At 36.6% G+C, this 21140-nt stretch carries 17 protein-coding genes; 11 read left to right on the forward strand and 6 right to left on the reverse strand.

All coding sequences use genetic code 11. The annotated features are described in order from the left end of the window. The first annotated feature begins 984 nt into the window (after positions 1 to 984). Both DNU06_RS05930 and DNU06_RS05935 read left to right on the forward strand, forming a co-directional pair. Positions 985 to 1335: a hypothetical protein gene (locus tag DNU06_RS05930; RefSeq protein ID WP_111062307.1), complete on the forward strand. Its 351-nt coding sequence runs from the start codon at positions 985 to 987 to the stop codon at positions 1333 to 1335. A gap of 255 nt (positions 1336 to 1590) precedes the next feature. Further along, positions 1591 to 2205 carry a hypothetical protein gene (locus tag DNU06_RS05935; protein ID WP_111062308.1) on the forward strand — a complete coding sequence of 205 codons (615 nt, stop codon included), beginning with the start codon at positions 1591 to 1593 and terminating at the stop codon, positions 2203 to 2205. Between the two features lie 514 nt (positions 2206 to 2719). On the opposite strand, the gene DNU06_RS05940 is transcribed toward DNU06_RS05935, so the two are convergent. Then, positions 2720 to 2935 (reverse strand): GIY-YIG nuclease family protein, encoded by a 216-nt coding sequence (locus DNU06_RS05940; protein WP_233502963.1) that lies wholly within the window; start codon positions 2933 to 2935, stop codon positions 2720 to 2722. 449 nt (positions 2936 to 3384) lie between these two features. Between DNU06_RS05940 and DNU06_RS05945 the strand changes: the two genes are divergently transcribed. The 6 genes from DNU06_RS05945 (at position 3385) to DNU06_RS05970 (ending at position 10271) form a co-directional block, all read left to right on the forward strand. Further along, positions 3385 to 4053 (forward strand): DUF6629 family protein, encoded by a 669-nt coding sequence (locus tag DNU06_RS05945; protein WP_111062309.1) that lies wholly within the window; start codon positions 3385 to 3387, stop codon positions 4051 to 4053. Between the two features lie 324 nt (positions 4054 to 4377). Continuing rightward, on the forward strand, positions 4378 to 4713 hold the full coding sequence (locus DNU06_RS05950) for an ArsR/SmtB family transcription factor (RefSeq protein ID WP_111062310.1): 336 nt from the start codon (positions 4378 to 4380) through the stop codon (positions 4711 to 4713). 55 nt (positions 4714 to 4768) lie between these two features. Then, on the forward strand, positions 4769 to 5242 hold the full coding sequence (locus DNU06_RS05955; protein WP_111062311.1) for a DUF6428 family protein: 474 nt from the start codon (positions 4769 to 4771) through the stop codon (positions 5240 to 5242). 10 nt (positions 5243 to 5252) lie between these two features. Then, entirely contained in the window at positions 5253 to 5858 is a 606-nt protein-coding gene (locus tag DNU06_RS05960) for a low molecular weight phosphatase family protein (protein ID WP_111062312.1), read from the forward strand. Next, the gene (arsB, locus tag DNU06_RS05965; protein WP_199398993.1) at positions 5858 to 6916 is read left to right on the forward strand and encodes an ACR3 family arsenite efflux transporter; all 1059 of its coding nucleotides are present in this window, start codon (positions 5858 to 5860) and stop codon (positions 6914 to 6916) included. The genes DNU06_RS05960 and arsB overlap by 1 nt, the downstream gene beginning before the upstream one ends. Before the next feature lie 532 nt (positions 6917 to 7448). After that, on the forward strand, positions 7449 to 10271 hold the full coding sequence (locus tag DNU06_RS05970) for a PAS domain S-box protein (protein WP_111062313.1): 2823 nt from the start codon (positions 7449 to 7451) through the stop codon (positions 10269 to 10271). A 336-nt stretch (positions 10272 to 10607) separates the two neighbouring features. Here DNU06_RS05970 and DNU06_RS05975 read toward each other — a convergent pair whose 3' ends face one another. From DNU06_RS05975 to DNU06_RS05995, 5 genes are all read right to left on the reverse strand, one after another. Continuing rightward, the gene (locus tag DNU06_RS05975) at positions 10608 to 11249 is read right to left on the reverse strand and encodes a DsbA family oxidoreductase (RefSeq protein WP_111062314.1); all 642 of its coding nucleotides are present in this window, start codon (positions 11247 to 11249) and stop codon (positions 10608 to 10610) included. Between the two features lie 92 nt (positions 11250 to 11341). After that, positions 11342 to 11965, reverse strand: coding sequence for a class I SAM-dependent methyltransferase (locus tag DNU06_RS05980; protein ID WP_111062315.1), 624 nt, complete (start codon positions 11963 to 11965; stop codon positions 11342 to 11344). A 238-nt stretch (positions 11966 to 12203) separates the two neighbouring features. Next, complete coding sequence (locus DNU06_RS05985; protein WP_111062316.1) at positions 12204 to 12743, reverse strand: hypothetical protein; 540 nt, start codon at positions 12741 to 12743, stop codon at positions 12204 to 12206. A 12-nt stretch (positions 12744 to 12755) separates the two neighbouring features. Further along, the gene (locus tag DNU06_RS05990) at positions 12756 to 13517 is read right to left on the reverse strand and encodes an alpha/beta hydrolase (protein WP_111062317.1); all 762 of its coding nucleotides are present in this window, start codon (positions 13515 to 13517) and stop codon (positions 12756 to 12758) included. A gap of 46 nt (positions 13518 to 13563) precedes the next feature. Continuing rightward, positions 13564 to 15033, reverse strand: a complete 1470-nt coding sequence (locus DNU06_RS05995) for a potassium/proton antiporter (RefSeq protein WP_111062402.1) — start codon at positions 15031 to 15033, stop codon at positions 13564 to 13566. A 621-nt stretch (positions 15034 to 15654) separates the two neighbouring features. On the opposite strand from DNU06_RS05995, the gene DNU06_RS06000 reads away from it, so the two are divergent. The 3 genes from DNU06_RS06000 to DNU06_RS06010 all read left to right on the forward strand — a co-directional run bounded on the left by DNU06_RS06000 (position 15655) and on the right by DNU06_RS06010 (position 21135). Beyond that, complete coding sequence (locus DNU06_RS06000; protein WP_111062318.1) at positions 15655 to 16119, forward strand: HYC_CC_PP family protein; 465 nt, start codon at positions 15655 to 15657, stop codon at positions 16117 to 16119. 74 nt (positions 16120 to 16193) lie between these two features. Further along, positions 16194 to 19892, forward strand: coding sequence for an efflux RND transporter permease subunit (locus DNU06_RS06005; protein ID WP_111062319.1), 3699 nt, complete (start codon positions 16194 to 16196; stop codon positions 19890 to 19892). A gap of 1 nt (position 19893) precedes the next feature. After that, positions 19894 to 21135 (forward strand): TolC family protein, encoded by a 1242-nt coding sequence (locus tag DNU06_RS06010; RefSeq protein ID WP_111062320.1) that lies wholly within the window; start codon positions 19894 to 19896, stop codon positions 21133 to 21135. The last annotated feature ends 5 nt before the right edge of the window (positions 21136 to 21140 follow it).

The following is a 21140-nucleotide window of genomic DNA, read 5'->3' on the forward strand; positions in this document are numbered from 1 at the left end:
GTCCATTGTATAAACTACCGTTTATACAATCCTCAGCCACACGCTACTTTTTTTCCCAACACCATAGGTGACTGAGGCGAGCGATAGCTCGGGACTCGAAGGCACCGGCTACGAAGCAACACAGGTGACTGAAGACTTTGAGAACGGCAGTTTATACAATCCTCAGTCACACGCTACTTTTTCCCAACACCACAGGTGACTGAGGCGAGCGATAGCTCGGGACTCGAAGCCACACGCTACTTTTTTTTCAAAACACAGGTGACTGAAGACTTTGAGAACGGCAGTTTATACAATCCTCAGCCACACGCTACTTTTTTCCCAACACCATAGGTGACTGAGGCGAGCGATAGCTCGGGACTCGAAGGCACCGGCTACGAAGCAACACAGATAACTGAAGACTTTGAGAACGGCAGTTTATACAACCCTCAGCCACACGCTACTTTTATTCAAAACCCTAGGTGACTGAGGCGAGCGATAGCTCGGGACTCGAAGGCACCGGCTACGAAACAACACAGGTGACTGAAGACCTTGAGAACGGCAGTTTATACAACCCTCAACCACACGCTACTTTTTTCCCAACACCACAGGTGACTGAGGCGAGCGATAGCTCGGGACTCGAAGGCACCGACTACGAAGCAACACAGGTGACTGAAGACTTTGAGAACGGCAGTTTATACAATCCTCAGTCACACGCTACTTTTCCCCAACACCACAGGTGACTGAGGCGAGCGATAGCTCGGGACTCGAAGGCACCGGCTACGAAGCAACACAGGTGACTGAAGACCTTGAGAACGGCAGTTTATACAATCCTCAACCACACGCTACTTTTATTCAAAACCGTAGGTGACTGAGGCGAGCGATAGCTCGGGACTCGAAGGCACCGACTACGAAGCAACACAGGTGACTGAAGACCTTGAGAACTACCGTTTATACAATCCTCAGCCACACGCTACTTTTTTTTCAAAACACAGGTGACTGAAGACTTTGAGAACGGCAGTTTATACAACCCTAAGTCACACGCTACTTTTATTCAAAACTGAGGTGACTGAGGCGAGCGATAGCTCGGGACTCGAAGGCACCGACTACGAAGGCACCGGCTACGAAGGCACCGGCTACGAAGCACCACAGGTGACTGAAGACTTTGAGAACGGCAGTTTATACGACCCTCAGTCACACACTACTTTTTTCCCAACACCACAGGTGACTGAGGCGAGCGATAGCTCGGGACTCGAAGGCACCGACTATGAAGGCACCGACTACGAAGGCACCGCTATTTTCCCCCAAAACATCCTCCCATTAATTTTTGGCACAGCGTTTGTTATTGTTTTAGTATAAGTGCAACAAAAACATTTTTTATTCGCACTTAACAACAGTTATCGTGCTAACCCTATGAAAACTGAATACTGAATAATAAAATAGCAACTGATGAGCAATTTTAAAGCACAGGCGTTTATCGTCTGTGCTTTTTTGGTTATGTCCATTCCTACACGCATGTCATTTAAGACAATTGATCGCTCCACCCCACTCATCACTCAAAAATTATTGGCATTAAAATTGTAAAGTAGCCATCAAATAAAAAAGATTTAAACCATGAAAAAGATATTACTTCCACTATTGAGTTTTGCATTAATAATTGGAACCAGCAGTTGTAAGAAAGAGTTATTCACTTCGGGGGATAGCGACATTTTAAATTACGAATCGAGTAATAACTTTGTGATTAACCCCGGTCCATTTGCCGAAGATTCATTAGCGTCGGTAGTGTTTTTAGAAAAAATAGATTTTCTGTGTGACATAGATGAAAAGCGAGAGCAACTGCAAGACAACCAAAAAGAAGGGTACGAATTAAAAGAATCGACTACACAGTCTATCCGCACACTTTCTTTTGTGATGGAAGAGCGAAATGCGGATACAGAACAGGAATCATTGGGTACTTTTTTAAAGAAATCCTCTTTACAAATCTACCATGGTGAAGCAGCAGACATTGAAGAATTAGGAACTTGTAATACCGTTACTGAAGTAGGACAATCATACGACAGATTAACCTTTGAAATAGACTCAAAAAACATCATTGAATACATGGTGTCACACCCAGACTATCAATTTAGAGTAGTCAACACTTTTAATAGTGTACCACAAGCACAAAGAACTTTTAAATATGACTTTAGTGTAGCTTATAGCGCAGATCATATTTACACGGAAATATAAAATAGCAACTGATGAGCAATTTTAAAGCACAGGCGTTTATCGTTTGTGCTTTTTTGGTTATATACCACTCCTGGCTTCGAGTCCATTGAATAAACTACCGTTTATTCAATCCTCAGCCACACGTTACTCTTTTCTCAACACCGTAGATGACTGAGACGAGCGATAGCTCGGGACTCGAAGGCACCGACTACGAAGCAACACAATAGACTCGAAGCCACACGCTACTTTTGTTCATCACCGTAGGTGACTGAGGCGAGCGACAGCTCGGGACTCGAAGGCACCGACTACGAAACAACACCGCAGGTGACTGAGACGATCGATAGCTCAGGACTCGAAGGCACCGCACCGTAGGTGACTGAGGCGAGCGATAGTAATGGTCCTGAAGCCACATGTTACTTTTATTCATCACCGTAGGTGACTGAGGCGAGCGACAGCTCGGGACTCGAAGGCACCGCACCATAGGCGGCTGAGGACTTTGAGAACGGCAGTTCTCAAAGTGGACTCGAAGCCCCGGTTATTCTTCCTGCTGCCACTTAGCTTTACTCCATTTCTCCAATAAGTTCTTTTCTCCATTAATCAAAGCCTCCTTCTTTTTCCTACTCCAACCTTGCACTTGTTTCTCACGGTAAAAAGCATGATCAATTCTCGAAAATTCTTCGACGTAAACCAACTTCACAGGACCATATTTTTTTGTATGATTGGCGCCTTCTCCGTTTTGGTGTTGCTTCATACGCAATTCCAAATATTTTGTACTGCCAGTATAATAACTACCATTCGAGTATGTACATGTATCCTTTCATGATCCTGCTAAGCAATTTAGTGAAAAAAATTGTATTCGAATAACAATACCACTCCTGGCTTCGAGTCCATTGAATAAACTACCGTTTATTCAATCCTCAGCCACACGCTACTTTTGTTCATCACCGTAGGTGACTGAGGCGAGCGATAGCTCGGGACTCGAAGGCACCGCACCACAGGTGACTGAGGCGAGCGATAGCTCGGGACTCGAAGGCACCGCACCGCAGGTAACTGAGGCGAGCGACAGCAATCGGGACGAAGCAATAACCGTAGGCGGCTGAGGACTTTGAGAACGGTAGTTCTCAAAGTGGACTCGAAGCCCCGGTTACTTATTTCACACAAAATCAACCAGAAGTAATTCTTAATTATTAGCTTTGGGACATGTGTTTTTCAGCAGAAGTAAGTTTTGGAGCAGCAGCAGTAATTTCAACCGTTGGTGTTGTCGCCTATAAAAAAGCAAGTCCAAACTCCTTTCGGGTTATCGCCATGATTCCAATACTATTTGGGATTCACCAATTTTTAGAAGGTTTAGTTTGGGTATTTATTGAATCCAATGCAACGGAACTTTTAGCTTTCAGTAAATACAGTTACCTCTTTTTTGCATGGGTAATTTGGCCCTTTTATATTCCATATGCCAATTGGAAAGTTGAAAAAATAGCAATCCGAAAAAAGATATTATTTGGTTTTATGGTCATTGGCTTATTACTCGGCGTTATTTTATTGTCTACTTTTTTTATTTTTGACATTACCGCAACTGTGGTCGACCATAGTATTCTTTATGAAGTTCCTTACCAAAATGATTATTTATGGATTATTCACAGCTTGTACTTTGCAGCAGTTGTGCTTCCAAATGCCATATCTAGCACACCAAAAATGTGGATACTTGCCGCACTAAACATTGTATTGTTTACCATGGGTAAAGTTTTATTAGATGGAAATGTCATTTCCGTTTGGTGCTTTTTTGCAGCCATTACCAGTCTTTTTATTTTATACATTATTGTGTACAATAGAAAGTTGTATTTAAAAGCGGGACTTAACCACACAGCGTGATCGGTTAGTTATGTCAATGAATGGTTTAGCGGAATTAATGCTTTATTTCTTCTCGCTATACCTTTTTTCCTCCGTAGATCATCTTCCTTCATTCTTTACTTCGACGTAGCTCATGCGGCACCTCAAGGAGGAAAACATTACTTCAATTCCAAGACATCCATCACCTACAGTTGCGTTGTGCTTGCCGAAGTACCGAGGTAATGATCGCTAGTAATAGCAATTGAATGAACTGGTCGCCTTAACTATGGGGATTAAGAAAATTTTTAAAAAAAACACAAAATAAAACATCCATTTAAATATTAATCGTAATATTGCAATATAGTTATGGGTTTAACAAAAAAAGATTTATTTACAGCAGAGCAAAATGAGATTGCCATGGTAGCGAAAGCATTTGCACATCCTGCACGAGTAGCCATTTTACAGCACTTGCTAAAAGCAAACGCCTGTATAAATTCCGACTTAGTGGGAGAATTAGGACTAGCGCAAGCCACCATCAGTCAACATTTAAAGGAATTGAAAAACATGGGCATTATCAAAGGAACCATTGAGGGGACTTCCATGAGTTATTGCATCAATCCTGAAACTTGGTTGTCGGTAAAAAATACCTTTAACAATTTATTCGATCGTCACATTTGTTGTGGTGGAGAAGATTGCTGTTAAAAAAATTTGAATCTAACTATCGTAATATTACAATAAAACAATTAAAATTATTAAAATGAAATTATCCGCATTTAAAAACATCTTAAAAGACAAAACAAACATTGCATTTGAATTGCCAAACGGCAGTTTAGTTCCCAATCATTTTCATGTTACCGAAGTGGGACAAATTAACAAAAGATTCATTGATTGTGGTGGTACCATGAGAGACGAAAATGTGGTGAATTTTCAATTGTGGGAAGCAAACGATTACGACCACCGCTTACACCCCAACAAATTGATTGACATCATTGAATTATCAGAATCCAAATTGGGTATTACCGACGAAGAAATTGAAGTAGAATACCAAGGTGAAACCATTGGCAAATTCGGTTTAGAATACGCAGGTGGAAACTTTTTGTTGACTTCAAAAACAACAGATTGTTTGGCAAAAGATAAATGTGGTATTCCGGAAGAAAAAATCAAAGTTTCATTAAAAGCATTGACGCCTGACGCAGGAGATACTTGCACACCAGGTGGTGGATGTTGTTAAATTATAAAGTATGTTTCCAAAGATTAAACAGGTAGTCGATAAAATTGACTTGAACGACTTGACCGCAGAACGCAAAAAGGATTTAGATATTTTAGTGGAATTTGTGCAGACCAAGCAAACGGCACAAGCCCCTATTCTACTCAACTTTATTTGTACACACAATTCTCGACGAAGCCAATTTGCACAAATATGGGCACAAGTGGCTGCCGATTATTACCACATTGAAGCCAGTTGTTTTAGTGGTGGTGTAGAAGTGACAGCGTTTAATGAACGCGCCGTGGCTTCATTAAAACGGTTTGGATTTGAGATAGAACAAGCAGGTGCCACCAACCCTGTTTATACTGTGGAATGGGCAAATGAAAATACCCGTCTCGATATGTGGTCGAAATTGTTTGATAATGAAAAAAATCCGACAAGTAATTTTGCCGCGATCATGACCTGCTCTCATGCCGACGAAAACTGTCCCTTTGTGGCAGGCTGTGAAAAGAGAATTGCAGTCCGCTACGAAGACCCAAAAAACTACGACGATTCTCCGTTGGAAACCGCTTTTTACGATTATCGCTCTTTTCAAATAGCAACAGAAATGTTTTACGTATTCTCAAAAATAAAAAAGTAATGAGTGAAGATTTAAAAATTGGATTTTTTGAAAAATACCTGACCGTCTGGGTCTTGTTATGTATTGCAGTCGGCATTGGTGCTGGTTATATTTTTGGAGACAGCATTACTGTTTTGAGCGATTGGAACATTGGATCGGTAAATATTCCGGTCAGTATTTTAGTCTGGTTAATGATTTACCCCATGATGGTACAAATTGATTTCTCCTCCTTGAAATATGTCTCCCGTAATTGGAAAGGCTTAGGTTTAACAGTAGTTGTCAATTGGGTTATTAAACCCTTCACCATGGCTTTGTTTGCCTATGTTTTCTTTTACCAATTATACAATGCATGGCTCACGCCCGAAGAAGCAGAACAGTATTTAGCAGGCGCCATATTATTGGGTGCAGCACCTTGTACTGCCATGGTATTTGTATGGTCGTACCTCACTAAGGGAGATGCCAACTACACCTTGGTACAAGTGTCCGTAAACGATTTAATTTTACTGGTAGCTTTTGTACCCATTGTCGGTTTATTATTCTCTTGGTTCGACATTAGTTTTTTAAATGGCAGTGGCGAAGTAATCGGCATTCCATACGTTACTTTAATGACATCAGTAGTGGTATTTGTGGTCATTCCATTAGTGGCAGGATATATCACCAACAGGGTTTTGATCAAAACAAAGGGACAAGATTGGTTTGAAAACACCTTTTTAAAGCGATTAAAACCAATTTCTATCTTGGCTTTATTGCTAACGTTGGTCTTGATATTTGCTTTCCAGGGCGAAAAAATCATCAACAATCCATTGGCCATTTTATTAATCGCTATCCCCTTGACCTTACAGACTTATTTTATCTTTTTCGTCAGCTGGTTTGCCGGTCGTTTTTTAAAGTTGAAACACAATATATGCGCCCCATCCGCTATGATTGGTGCCTCTAACTTTTTTGAATTAGCAGTAGCAGTAGCCATCTCTATATTCGGCCTAAACTCCGGTGCATCCTTAGCAACAGTGGTCGGTGTTTTAATTGAAGTACCGGTAATGTTGTCCTTGGTTGCTTTGGCGAATCGGTGGAAGTATTGATGTCCGCTCCGTGGCTTCGAGGCCATTGAATAGTCGGCAGACTATTCAATCCTCAGCCACCCGCTACTTGCAAGCCTGCCCACCTCAGCCTTCCACACATTAAAGCGATCTCGATCTCGACAGTTATTGGGACTGAATGTGCGGTTAGAACAAAAACCCGACGCCTGAGGGAATGCCAAGCGGATTAATTTACCCACAACGTACGCCTTGCACTCCTCTTTTACACAACATCAATCCATTTCATCAGGCACGAACACAATGCAGCATATTATCCAATTTAAAATTACCTTTTAAGGGGTAAATGGTCCTAATCACCAACATCTTATGCCAACGATTTAAAATAGACATCAAACATTAAAACACAATATAACAACCACTTACAAAAACATCATTGTGCCAAAACTTCCTAAAAAGGACTTGTATCCCCTTGCACCTTTCTCTTTATTAGCCTACTATCTACATAAATAGTTTAAAAAAAAACATTTAAAAATAGCATTAATCCATAGTAAACCCTATCTTTAAAGAGCTAACAATGAAGAAGCAAATTAAACAGAAAATTATTCGAGGAGGCTTAACTGTAGGTATTATTATTACAGGGATTTTTGTTGTTTCTATCACTTTTTTAATCTTATCTTTAAGAAAGGAACAAAATAAAATAGATACGCACCACCACAACATTTCGGTAGTTTCACGCACTAGCATACAACTAGAAAATATTTCTGACACCATTTTCAACTCTAGCAGTCTCGCCTTAAACAATCTATTGGCCGATTTAAAAAAAGACAGTCCATCTTTAAATGAAATTCCTGGTACAGAGAAATTAATTGCCCATATCCAAGGCATTAATGCGCAAAAAAACTACAACACAAATGAGCGTTTGTCCATGCTTTTAGCCATGGTTACCAGTGCTAAAACGGATTTCGACCAATACCTACTGAACGAAAAAGCAGCGGTTTCCAACATTTTTGCACACTTAAAAGACTACTGGAAGTATGCCCGTTTTATTCTCGTCTTTGCGACCTTATTTGCCTTGTTTGGGACTATTATTTTAATTTTCTTATTGAAATATAAAAGAAGAATTAGTATTCAAAAATCTAGGAATGAGGAATTATTAAATAACTCAATTGACGCCATCATCATTTGTGACAATGATGGGAAAATAGTCGATTTTAACAAGTCAGCAGAATTGTTGTTCGGTTATTCAAAAAAAGAAATTTTAAACCAAGACATTCAACTCATTTACCAAAACAAAGCAGATTTTCACCTTATTTTTGAAGCATTAAATAACAGCAGTTACTATACTGGAAATGTGGTAAACATTACCAAAAACGGCAAGATTATCACCTGTCAATTATCCGCAAACAGTTATAAGGATGAAAAAGGAAAAGTAATTGGTACGATAGGGATTTCAAAAGATATTACGGAGGAATTGACGCTTAAAATCCTATTCGAAGACATCATTACTACGGCGACAGATATAATTTACACCAGTAATTACCAAGGCGAATTTACTTATATCAACCCTACTTTTAAACGCATATTGGGTTATAGTGAAGAAGAATTAATTGGTAAGCGTTTTTTAACCGTCATATCACCCGCTTATACCAAAAGCGTAGAAGAACATTACCACAACCTTTTTCTTAACAAACTTTCTGAATCTTATTTTGAATTTAAATTGATAAAGAAAAGCGGAGAAGAATTTTGGGTTGGACAGCATGTTAAAACCAAATTTACAGATTCAAGCAAGACCAAAATTGAAGGTTTTTTTGGTATCGTTAGAGACATTGATCAGATAAAAAAAACCCAACTCAAGTTAAAAGAAAGCGAAGAACAGTACCGCGAATTAATAGACAATTCCATGGATTTAATCCACAGTCTAGATGATAAGGGTAATTTTTTATACGTTAATTCCGCTTGGAAAGAAGCCTTGGGTTATTCTGCAAAAGAGTTAAGCCACATGAATTTATTAGACATTATTCATGAAAACAGTAAAACACATTGCAATGCGCTCATGCAAAAGATTATCTCTACTGGCGAATGTCCCAACGGAAAAGTAAGGTATAACATGGTCACAAAATCAAATACGCAAATTACCGTAGATGGTGCTGTAAACGTTCAAAAGGTAGGCGGTAAGGTCGTTTCCATTCAATCATTTTTAAGAGATGTTACCCAACAAATTAATAACCAAGAAAAAATAGCCCGGCAGGAACAAACATTAAGACAGATCACAGAAACTTTAAATGATGTGTTTTACCTCTACAACATTAAAGAAGTCAAATACGAATACATCAGTCAAAACTGTTTGGAGGTATTGGGTGCAAGTACAGAATTCTTTTATTCCGGTCAAAACCACACAGAAAAATTTGCCTACCATAAAGACGAAGCCATGTTGCACAATGCTAAAAACACTGTAAACGAAGGCGAACCTTACGAAATTGAATATCGAATTGTTGTCGATAATTGCGTGAAATGGATCAATGAAAAATCATTTCCTATACGGGATAAAAATGGAGAAGTAACACACAATTCTGGTATCTGTCGAGACATTACCAATTTTAAAGTAGCGGAAAAAATTATTCAAAAACAAAGCCGTGAGATCAACGAGAGCATCAGTTACGCTAAAAACATTCAAGACTCGGCCTTACCAAGTCCCATAGAAATTGAAAAGGTAATCCAGCAAAATTTTGTCTTTTACCAACCTAAAGAAACGCTGAGTGGCGATTTTTACATCATTGAAAATATTAAAACTAATAAGCTCCAAAGCATGGCTGCCTTTTTAGTCGGGGATTGTACGGGACATGGTGTTCCTGGAGGTGTATTAAGTTTACTTTGCATGGGACTAATTCGAGAGAGCTTTAGCAATTCAATGGTTCAAAGTCCGGCCGCTGCTTTAGACTATGTAAGAATTAAACTGATTAAGCTTTTTAGAGCCAATACGGAGAGTCAAATCCACGACGGCATGGATGTCGCTTTTTGTGTGTTAGACAAAGAGAATATGGAACTCCACTTTGCAGGGGCCAATCGTTCTTGTATAATTATACGAGATGGTGCTCTAATTGAAATCAAAGGAGACAGACAACACGTTGGCTTTAATAGAAATCTTAAACCATTTACCAACCATAAAATAGCAGTATTTAAAGGAGACCTCGTCATTTTAAATACGGATGGCTATGTCGATCAATTTGGTGGTCCAAAACAAAAAAAATTCATGCGCTCTCAGTTTTACCAACTTTTAATAGCCCACAGTAACGAATCCATGGACGAAATTAATGCCGCACTGTCTACTCGTTTTGCAGCATGGAAAGGTGACCAAAGTCAAATTGATGATGTTACGGTACTCGGCGTAAGATTCTAAACTTTCAGTCTCCTTAAAACCACTAAGAAAAATATTTACTAGACAATTGAGGCTAGGAATAATAAAGGTCGAATCAGTAAATCCGCCACAATCAAATTGCTTGACAATAAATGGCCGCAAGAGATATCATGGTCGCAAACATAGATAAAACAATACGCCTTCCCCTATATTTAGAGGAAGACATATTTATCCTAAAACGCTACAAAAGAGTCTAAATAAATGGCCTTGTATCTTGTGCAATTTTTATTTTTCGTGCTAAGGCATCAATACCGTGAAAAGCACCTTTGTATAATTTAAATTTTACGGAAATGCCTTGCTACTCTAATGCATTTAAAATTATTGTGCAATTAAGTCGGAAAGTACTTTCTTAAATGTTTCTACAGGCTGGGCACCAGTTGCGGCACTTTTTCTATCGAACACAAAAGTAGGTACCGAATTAATACCTAAGTTTTTCCAATAATTTTCCTGCTCACTCAAAGAGGCTCTCATTTCAGGATCATCTAATCTTGCCATACCCTCTTCGGCATTTAAACCAACATCTAATAAAGCTTGCTTTAAAATATCTCTTTGGGAAACATCTTTTCTCTCGCTAAAAAAAGCGGTAGTCAAGCGCAAAGTAAGTTCTGTTTGTTTGCCAAATGCTTTTGCATAGTCAATCAAAATATGTGCATCAAAAGTATTTACCATTTTCATCTCGTCAAAATAATCAAAAGTAAAACCAAGCTCCTTACCTACTGCAGTCATGTTTTGTTTCGACTCTACTTGCTGTGCTAATGTAGAACCATACTTTTCTGTAATGTGCTCATTTACATTTTGACCTTCTGCCGGCATTTGAGGATTTAACTCAAAAGGTTGCCACTCTATTTCAATCTGGTCTTGAATTCCCAATTCGTTGATTGCTTTTTCTAACCGTTTGTATCCTATTGTACACCAAGGGCAAACTACATCTGATACAATATCAATTTTTAACTTTTTCATGTGTTTTGTTTTTTTTGTCTTTCTTTCTGCAAAAAGACCTTATTGTTACTCCTATTTATGACCGTCACCAAACAACTGGCAGCGGGTAATATTTATTTTTTTCTGCCAACAAATCGAATGACAGCTCCTTTTCCATTATGGTATAAACCTTCGCTTAATTCAACTACCTTTTCTTCTAATTCAATAATTTCAAAGTCGCTAAAATCTGCTTTTATTTCTGCCATGGAAGCTAGGAAATCTATTTGTCCCGGTCCACCTACCTTTGGGTTTTCGGCCCTATATTTTAAATGACTTTTACTAAAGGCTTCAAAAATGATAATACCACCCTTTTTTAAAAGCTTTCCTAAGGCTTGATGATACGCAGACTTAATTTCTGGCGGGAAATGGGCATAAATTAAAGCAATAGCATCAAAAGAAGCTGGTGCAAAACCTAGTTCTGCTAATTCTCCTACCCTATAATCCATCTCCACTTGCTTTGCTTTGGCAAGGTTTAACGCTTTGTTTTTTCCCTTTTCACTAATATCAAAAGCACTAACCTCCCAGCCGAGTTCGGCAGCATACACCCCATTTCTACCTTCTCCTTCTGCAGGAAATAAAATTTTACCAGGACTGAGGTTAGCCAACTGTTCTTTTAAAAATTCATTTGGATTTTGTCCATACGCATACGCTTCATTGCCATAAACATCATTCCATCTTTTAAGAAATTCATTTTCCATCTTTATTATTTTAATTGTCTCCTGCCACCAATTTAATAACAGCAAGAGATAAAAACACCTCATTCTATCACTACCGAGTGCCCTATTTTAAATAGTCGTTTAGAAAACCCTCAACTTACTTAAAAAAGGCCTTATTTAAGTATTTATTTTATCCAGTACTGGTCTGCACCTTTTACGAAATAAAACAAGACAATATTACCGTTGTAAGCACAAAATAAACCACTCGATTTTTAAGGAACTATGGCACAACAGAAGCAGGTGTTTTTCCTTTTAAATGATATTTAACTCCTATTTTAATTGGAAATTCAAGCAGCTGATAGATTTGTCCATAATTTTTATAAGCAGGACTATTCGAATAGCGTATTCCAAGTCCCATTGAATAATCAATCTTCTTTTTTCTAAGCCAAGTAAATTCAGGTACATAACCAAATGACCAAACCAGTAATGGCTTATATTTAAAAAGCGCCAGACCTAAACCCACTGTACTTACACCATCTAATCGCCAATTATCCCTTAACAAATAAGTTGCATTATATCCTACATTCACCGTCACTTGATTTCCCCAATCGATAGTACGCAATGCAAACCCACCGCTAAGGGCTCCTTTTTTTAAGGGATGTTCATACAAAAGTGAAATACCCGCGCCACCATAATAATAAGCTGATAGTTCATTATTCCACCCCCCATAAAAGGAGTTAATGTCGAGTGCTATATTTTGACTGTAACCTGAATAAACAGATAAATTAATCAATAGTGTAAGTAGGAATCGCTTTCTCATCTTTGTTACTTTTTAGAGTTGATTAATCAATAAAAATTTTTGAAGCATCTTTATCACCAATAATTGTTGCGCATCCGGACTGATAATAGCCATGCCATCTCCCTCTTGACTACCATAATTACCAAACTGGGCATGTGTCCCCCCCTCAATTTCGTAATAAATCGTTTTCCCAACTGTACTTCCAATTGGCAGTTCAGCTGGAGAGCTGATGTTTATTTCTTCGGGTAGATTAACTTTATTCTCATTAAAACTAGCCAATTCCAACACCTCATCATGAGAAGCAGTAATGGAAACACAAGGTAAATTATAAGCGGCTAGGTCATTCACAGAATATGCCGCCAATAAAAAAAGACCTTTAAAATTATCTGGATGATTAAAAACATCTATACAAGCCGTACTTCCCCCCAAAGAATGTCCGCCTACAATCCATTGGTTAATGTAGGTCACTTCAGAAATAACGGAAGATGCTTTTTTCGAATTCAATATCGCTAAGTTGGCGGAAACTTTTAGAATTACAACTACCCGATTATCTTCTAATACTAAATCTTTAAAAGAAGTTATGTAAGCATGTGGATCCACTAAACCGCCAGGGTAAAATACAATCCCAGCCTTACTAACATCCACAAAAGCTGATTTCAGTAAAATATAATCCGCCGTTTCTTCTAAAATTAAATCTCCCGCTCCCACCTTTTCCTCTGGTAAGTAACTACAAGAAAAAATTCCGGACAGCAAAAGCAGCAGTAATATTTTTTGTATTGGATTTAGTAAATACATTGGTCACTATTTATTAATTACGCCATTACTTAAAACGAATGGTCTTTTATATTTTCTGTTTTTCAAGCGTGGAACAAACCTCATCAAAAACCATGGGCTTATCTGCCAAGACAATAAGGGTGTCGTTTGCCGCAATTTCAGTTAAGCCACTTGGTATAATATACCGTCCATCCCGTTTAATCATGGCAATGATTGCATTTTTTGGAAAACCTAAATCCACAATTTTCTTATTTACAGCATAGCATTGGGCAGTAATCGTAAACTCTTCCATTTCAGCCCTTGGACTACCCCTCAACAACAAGTCCGTGCTACTTAATTTCTTTACTTTTTCAGGCAAGCCTACATGTAGCCATTTTGCGACAATAGAAAGTGTGGTACCTTGAATTAATATAGAGGAAACTGAAATAAAGAATACAATATTAAAAATCATATTTGCTTTTTCAATTCCTGCTAAAAGTGGATAAGTCGCGAATACAATTGGTACAGCACCACGCAAACCGACCCATGAAATATAAAACCTTCTTCTTAATTTCATCTTAAAAAACATAAGACTGATAAAAACACCAATGGGTCTTGCAATAACAATTAAAAAGAGTGATATGAGTAGACCAATTCCCATGTATGGGATAATTTCTGAAGGAAAAACCAATAGTCCTAAAGTAAGGAAAAGAACAATTTGCATCAACCAAGCCAAACCATCAAACATTTTTAAAATCGTTTTTTTCTGAATCAGATCTTGATTACCTAAATAAACCGCACAGATATAAATCGCAAGGAAACCATTCCCCCCTAAGAAGTCGGTAAATGAAAACGTGACAAACATCATGGCAATCACCAAAACAGGATAAAGCCCTTCAAAGTCGAGTTTAATTTTATTAATAATGTATTTACTTAGTAGACCAAAAGCAAAGCCTGCAAGTCCCCCCAAAATCATTTGTTGTAAAAAAAACGGAATAATGGTCAGAAAACCCTTGTCTTGATGGATGACTAAAGTTAAAAATGCGATTGTCAATACATAAGCCATTGGGTCGTTACTCCCACTTTCCAGCTCCAATGTCGACCTTAAATTGGTCTTTAAAGCCAAACTTTTTGAACGCAGTATAGAGAAGACTGCGGCAGCATCTGTAGAAGAAACAATAGAACCCAATAAAAGACTTTCATAAATGGTAAAATCCGTAATGTACCAAACAAAAGTACCCAAGGAAACCGCCGTCAATAATACACCAATAGTAGACAATGCAATACCTTCCCAAAGAATAGGTTTTACGGAACTCCAATTGGTATCCAGTCCCCCTGAAAACAGAATAAAGTTAAGCGATACAATACCAATAAACTGTGCAATTTTGGGATCGTCAAAACGAATACCACCAATACCATCTGAACCAGCCAACATACCAATGCCTAAAAACAGCAATAAAGTTGGCACCCCAAACTTATAAGAAGTTTTACCTGCAAAAATACTGACTAGCAACAATAAAGAGCCGACTAACAATATATTTTCAATGGTTAAATTCATTTTTTTACCCCCCTTATTTCGAAGCGGTAAAGGTAGCATTTCTCCTCTAAAAAACGGGTTTAAGACAGGCTTGTTTTTCCTTTTTTTCAAAATGACACAGCGGTCTTTATACACTGCACTCCTACCTAATTTCACCACGGGTCTTGCTTTTAATTGTAGATTGGAATTGTACCCTAAAAAAGAAGACTTAACGCCTACTTGGTTTCCTCAGCAGGTATTTCATTTTTTCATCCAACGGAATTTTATCGTATACCTATTCAACAAGAGCTTAAGATGCTACTTTTCGGTATATCTTTTTTTTCTTACCAACAAACCAAGCTTTAATTGCTTTTCGCACCCACTAAATTGCTCACCCGTTCAGTTTATCATTAAAATTTGGCACAAAAAAAAGCTTCATGTTTCCATGAAGCTTTTAATTAAATGGGTCAATCCGTGGGCTTGGATAGAACACGGACGCATCCCTTGTAGAACGTCACTTTGAGCGAATTTTATATATTGCAAACAACCCTCATTTGTAAAAAAAGAAAAGCTATAATTTTAAGAGTAAATGATTAATATCATATTAACTTTTTTATACCAGCAATTTAAATTGTAACTTTGCGTTATAGGTTATTGATTATAATGAATACTAAATTTTCATATAGAGCTCTTGCCATGTTTATGGCTTTTTTGATGTTTTCTTCATCAATAGGCTTTTCTATGGATATTCATTTTTGTGGAGGTAAATTAGAAAGTTTCAGCTTCTTTGGAGATGCAGAACCATGTGAGATGATGAAGGCTAAACAAGAAAAAGAATCACATTCTTGTTGTGAATCACCTAAAAAAGTAATTAAAAGCTGTGATAATAGAGAAACCGTTAAAGGTAACTGTTGCCATAATGAGAGTTTTGTTATTGATAATGGTGGCGAATTAGAAACTTCTGATTTTTCATTAGAACAATTTCAACAAGTTTTAGTTGCTGTTATAGTTCTATTTCCAAATATTAATCTTTTTAAAACAGCTAGTAAGCAAGTAAATTATGCTTATTACAATCCACCTCCAATTATAAAGGATATTTCTATCCTACACCAAGTATTCCGTATTTGATTTTATTTTTTTGATGATTTCCCTTCACGCTATGTGTAAGGGCTAACTGTGTTTATCAAAAAAATAATTTAAATATGTTAAATAATATTATCAAGTTTTTCCTTGATAACAAACTAGTAGCATGGTTAATGCTAGGTTTGTTTGTCATTTGGGGGTTAGTAACAGCTCCATTCAATTTTGAATCAGATTGGTTACCAAGAGATCCCGTAGCTGTTGATGCTATTCCTGATATTGGAGAAAATCAACAAATTGTATTTACCAAATGGATGGGTCGCTCACCGCAAGATGTAGAAGATCAAATTACCTATCCGCTTACATCCTCCCTACTCGGCATACCGGGTGTAAAAAGTGTGAGAAGTAATTCTATGTTTGGATTTTCGAGTATCTACTTAATTTTTGAAGAAGAAGTCGAATTTTATTGGAGTCGAAGCCGAATTTTAGAGAAATTAAACTCCTTACCTGCCAATCTACTTCCAGATGGAGTTCAGCCTACACTTGGTCCAGATGCAACTGCTCTCGGTCAAATATATTGGTACACGCTTGAAGGAAGAGATAAAGACGGTAATACAACTGGAGGTTGGGATTTACAAGAATTGCGAACCATTCAGGATTTTTATGTTAAAAATGCCTTGCAATCATCAGGAGGTGTTTCAGAAGTTGCATCAATAGGTGGTTTTGTAAAAGAATATCAAGTAGATGTTAATCCTGATAAGATGAAAGCGTATGGTATAACGCTTAATCAGGTAATGAAAGCTACCAAAGAAAGCAACCTTGATATTGGAGCTCAAACACTTGAAATTAATATGGCTGAATACTTTGTGAGAGGTTTAGGTTATGTAAAATCTATTGAAGACATAGAACAAAGTGTTGTTAAAGTAACTGATAATGTTCCTATCCGAATTAAAGATATTGCAGTTGTTCATCTAGGTCCTGCAACAAGAAGAGGAATATTGGATAAAGGTGGTGCTCCTGCTGTTGGAGGTGTTGTTGTAGCAAGATATGGAGCAAATCCATTAGAAATTATTAATAACGTAAAAAAGAAAATTGAAGAATTAAAAGGAGGATTACCTAGTAAAACTTTAGCTGACGGGACTATTTCTCAAGTTACTATTGTTCCTTTTTATGACAGAACTCAATTAATTAATGAAACTATAGGCACACTAGAAGAAGCATTAACCCTAGAGGTTTTAATTACCATTATTGTGGTTATTCTAATGCTTTTAAATTTAAAATCTTCCTTACTTATTTCTGCCTCCTTACCTGTTGCAGTGTTTATGTGTTTTATAGCTATGAGATATTTTGGTATTGATGCAAATATTGTAGCATTATCAGGAATTGCCATTGCAGTTGGAACTATGGTAGATATGGGAATTGTACTCACAGAAAGTATGATTACCCAAATGAAAATTGCCCCTGAAAATCAACCACTTCAAAAAACTATTTATATTGCTACCGTAGATGTTGCTTCTGCTGTTATTACTGCTGTAGCTACAACTATTGTAAGTTTCCTACCTGTTTTCACTATGGAAGCTTCGGAAGGGAAACTATTTAGACCTTTAGCTTACACAAAGTCATTTGCTTTAATTGCTTCCATTATTTTGGCAATTACTGTAATTCCTGCATTAGCAGTTCAGTTATTCAAGTTTAAAAGCAAAGGGAAAACATCAAGTTATTTTAGTAATGGAGGATTAGTATTGTTTTCAATAGCTTTACTATTTACATCTTATTCTTTCTTTGGTTTTTTTGGATTTGTTGTAGGTGTCGGAGGAATAATAAATAGTTATTACAAAGATCAAAAATCAGAAAAGTGGATCGTAAGATTTGATTATGTAAGAAACATTACCTATGCCCTACTTGTAGCTTGGCTATTGGCAAAAACATGGATGCCATTAGGAGTATTGAAAAGTGAACTAACAAACTTCATTTTCGTAGTTCTAATTATAGGACTACTTATTAGTTTTTTCTATGTGATAATTCATTTTTACGAAAAAATTCTAAGTTTTCTAATCTCTGTTAAATATGTCTTTATTGGATTATTGATACTGTTATTAATAAGTGGGTTTTATATTTTTAAGAATACAGGTCAAGAATTTATGCCATCCTTAAATGAAGGATCTTTCTTATTAATGCCTACAGCTATGCCTCACTCTGGAATGGAAATGAATGAAGCTAATTTAAGATTATTGGATATGTCTGTTTCTTCGATACCTGAAGTTGAAATGGTTGTTGGAAAAGCAGGCAGAATTGAAAGCTCCTTAGATCCTGCTCCAATGAGTATGTATGAGAATATAATCTCTTATAAATCTGAATACAAACTAGATAAAGACGGACATAGAGTTCGTTTTAAAGTGGATAAAAAAGGTGTATTTGTAATGGATGCAAATGGAGATTTAATTCCTGATGATAATGGTAATTATTTCAGACAATGGAGAGATCATATTAAATCTCCAGACGATATTTGGACAGAAATAGTTAATGCTACAAAAATACCTTCCTTAACATCCGCACCAAAATTACAGCCAATAGAAACTCGCTTGGTTATGTTAGCTACTGGGATGAGAGCTCCAATGGGAATTAAAGTAAAAGGTACAGATTTAAAAACGATAGAAGCTTTTGGATTACAGTTAGAACTATTTTTAAAGGAAGTAAAAGGCGTTAAATCGTCTGCGGTATTTGCTGAACGAATTGTTGGCAAACCATATATGATGCTCGACATTAAAAGAGACATTATAAGTAAATATGGATTGTCTGTTGTAGAAGTTCAAAATCAAATACAAACTGCCATTGGAGGAATGGTAATGACCTCTACAGTTGAAGGAAGAGAAAGATATGGTATTAGATTACGTTACCCTTTAGAATTGAGAAATGATCCTGAGAAAATTAAAGCTATATCTATTGCCACACCAATTGGAGCACAAGTTCCTTTGGGAGATTTAATAGAGTTAAAATATGAGCAAGGTCCTCAATCAATAAAAAGTGAAGATGGCTTTTTAATTGGTTACGTTTTATTCGATAAAGAGGCTGGATTTTCCGAAGTTGAGCTAGTTAAAGATGCTCAGGCTTATTTCGATAAAAAAACAAGTGAAGGAGTATTAAATGTTCCAACTGGTATTACCTATAAATTTGCAGGTAACTACGAACAACAAGTAAGAGCCAATAAAAGATTAGGTATAGTGATACCAATAGCTTTAGTACTAATTTTCCTAATTCTATATTTCCAGTTTAAATCGATAATTACCTCTTTATTTGTTTTCTCTGGCGTATTTGTAGCTTTTTCAGGTGGTTTTATTATGATCTGGTTATATGGTCAAGATTGGTTTTTGAACTTTGACTTTTTCGGAACTAATATGAGGGACTTATTTCAAGTACAACATATTAATTTAAGTGTAGCTGTTTGGGTTGGATTTTTAGCCCTTTTTGGGATTGCAACTGATGATGGAGTTCTGGTCGCAACTTTCTTAAAAGATAGTTTTAAATCGAACAAGCCAAACTCTATTGCTGAAATAAAAGATGCTGTTGTAGAAGGTGGATTACGAAGAGTAAAACCTGCAATGATGACAACCGCAACAACAATTTTAGCTCTGTTGCCTATTCTAACCTCTACAGGAAAAGGCTCGGATATTATGCTACCAATGGCTATACCCTCATTTGGAGGAATGGTATTAAACATTATAACCATGTTTACCGTGCCTGTACTTTATTTCGTGTGGCAAGAAACTAGGTTTAAATGGGGATTGTATAAATATCAAAAAGAATCAACTAAAATTAAATAAGATGAAAACAGTTAACTATATATTCTTATTCTGCATTATTCTAGTATTTAAGTTTGAGCCATTAAATGCTCAAACATTAGATTCACTATTGCAATTGGTTGTAGAAAACAACACACAATTAAAATCTATTGAATTAGAATATCAGTCAGTATTAGAAAAGAAAAATCAGGTAAACCAATTACCCAATCCTCAATTGGGGGTTGGTGTTCCTGCTCTTAGACCTGAAACTAGATTAGGATCACAAATGATGATGGTTAGTGCTTCCCAAATATTTCCTTGGTTTGGCACTTTAAAATCAAAAGAGGAAGTTGTTATTTCTATGTCTAAAGCTAAGTATGAACAAATAGCAATTGTAAAATTAGATTTGTTTTACCAAGTGAAAAGTGCTTATTATCAATTGTACTTTTTAGAACAAAAACAAGCTATTATAAAGGATAACATCAAGTTATTTGAATCCTTAGAAAGTATTTCCTTAGCAAAGATCGAAAGCGGACAAGCTACTTTAGCAGATGTTTTAAGAGTTCAAACTAAACTACAAGCATTGAGACAGCAATTACTTATGATTGATAATCAAAAATTAATGTTTGAGTCTAATATTAATGAATTAGCTAAACAACCTACAAATACAAAAATAGATTTAGTAGATAGTTTAATTCTTCCTGATATGGAATATGACCTAGCATCTTTCAAAGATAAAATTGAAAATAATCATCCATTAATAACTCAAGTTAATTATCAAATAGAGCAGTCTAATAATGCCATTACTGTTAATAGTAATATGAATAAACCTACTATTGGATTGGGATTAGATTATAGTCTGGTAGGACAAAGGACAGATGCAAACCCTATGAATAACGGAAGAGATATTCTTGTTCCAAAAGTAATGCTATCGATACCCATTTATAGAAAATCGTACCAAGCAAAAATTGAAGAAGAGAAACTAATTCAACAATCACTAGCAATAAAAAAGGAAACAATAACCGATAAAATGATAAGCCTACTAATTAATTACAAAGCAGATTATGACAATGGATTACTAGAAAACAGTTTATACCAAAAACAATCTAGCACTATGCAAATGGCTTATGCTATTTTACTATCAGAATACAGTTCTTCTGGTAAGGGATTTGAGGAATTATTAATGGTGCAGAATCAACTTTTAGACTTTGACCTTGGTATTTATCAAGCTGAATTAAAAGCCAATATCGCTCAGGCTAATATAGAGCGAATAACTAAATTTTAATTAAA

This window comes from Putridiphycobacter roseus, assembly GCF_003234935.1.
Classification (GTDB): Bacteria; Bacteroidota; Bacteroidia; order Flavobacteriales_D; family Crocinitomicaceae; genus Putridiphycobacter; species Putridiphycobacter roseus.

What these genes read in the sequence shown, in the direction of transcription:
- DNU06_RS05980 (WP_111062315.1), bottom strand. Translation starts at nt 11,965, where the DNA reads ATGGAAAATGAATTTCTTAAAAGATGGAATGATGTTTATGGCAATGAA.
- DNU06_RS05955 (WP_111062311.1), top strand. Translation starts at nt 4,769, where the DNA reads ATGAAATTATCCGCATTTAAAAACATCTTAAAAGACAAAACAAACATT.
- DNU06_RS06000 (WP_111062318.1), top strand. Translation starts at nt 15,655, where the DNA reads ATGAATACTAAATTTTCATATAGAGCTCTTGCCATGTTTATGGCTTTT.
- DNU06_RS05975 (WP_111062314.1), bottom strand. Translation starts at nt 11,249, where the DNA reads ATGAAAAAGTTAAAAATTGATATTGTATCAGATGTAGTTTGCCCTTGG.
- DNU06_RS05960 (WP_111062312.1), top strand. Translation starts at nt 5,253, where the DNA reads ATGTTTCCAAAGATTAAACAGGTAGTCGATAAAATTGACTTGAACGAC.
- DNU06_RS05940 (WP_233502963.1), bottom strand. Translation starts at nt 2,935, where the DNA reads ATGAAGCAACACCAAAACGGAGAAGGCGCCAATCATACAAAAAAATAT.
- DNU06_RS05970 (WP_111062313.1), top strand. Translation starts at nt 7,449, where the DNA reads ATGAAGAAGCAAATTAAACAGAAAATTATTCGAGGAGGCTTAACTGTA.
- DNU06_RS05945 (WP_111062309.1), top strand. Translation starts at nt 3,385, where the DNA reads ATGTGTTTTTCAGCAGAAGTAAGTTTTGGAGCAGCAGCAGTAATTTCA.
- DNU06_RS05995 (WP_111062402.1), bottom strand. Translation starts at nt 15,033, where the DNA reads ATGAATTTAACCATTGAAAATATATTGTTAGTCGGCTCTTTATTGTTG.
- DNU06_RS05950 (WP_111062310.1), top strand. Translation starts at nt 4,378, where the DNA reads ATGGGTTTAACAAAAAAAGATTTATTTACAGCAGAGCAAAATGAGATT.
- DNU06_RS05935 (WP_111062308.1), top strand. Translation starts at nt 1,591, where the DNA reads ATGAAAAAGATATTACTTCCACTATTGAGTTTTGCATTAATAATTGGA.
- DNU06_RS06010 (WP_111062320.1), top strand. Translation starts at nt 19,894, where the DNA reads ATGAAAACAGTTAACTATATATTCTTATTCTGCATTATTCTAGTATTT.
- arsB (WP_199398993.1), top strand. Translation starts at nt 5,858, where the DNA reads ATGAGTGAAGATTTAAAAATTGGATTTTTTGAAAAATACCTGACCGTC.
- DNU06_RS05990 (WP_111062317.1), bottom strand. Translation starts at nt 13,517, where the DNA reads ATGTATTTACTAAATCCAATACAAAAAATATTACTGCTGCTTTTGCTG.
- DNU06_RS06005 (WP_111062319.1), top strand. Translation starts at nt 16,194, where the DNA reads ATGTTAAATAATATTATCAAGTTTTTCCTTGATAACAAACTAGTAGCA.
- DNU06_RS05985 (WP_111062316.1), bottom strand. Translation starts at nt 12,743, where the DNA reads ATGAGAAAGCGATTCCTACTTACACTATTGATTAATTTATCTGTTTAT.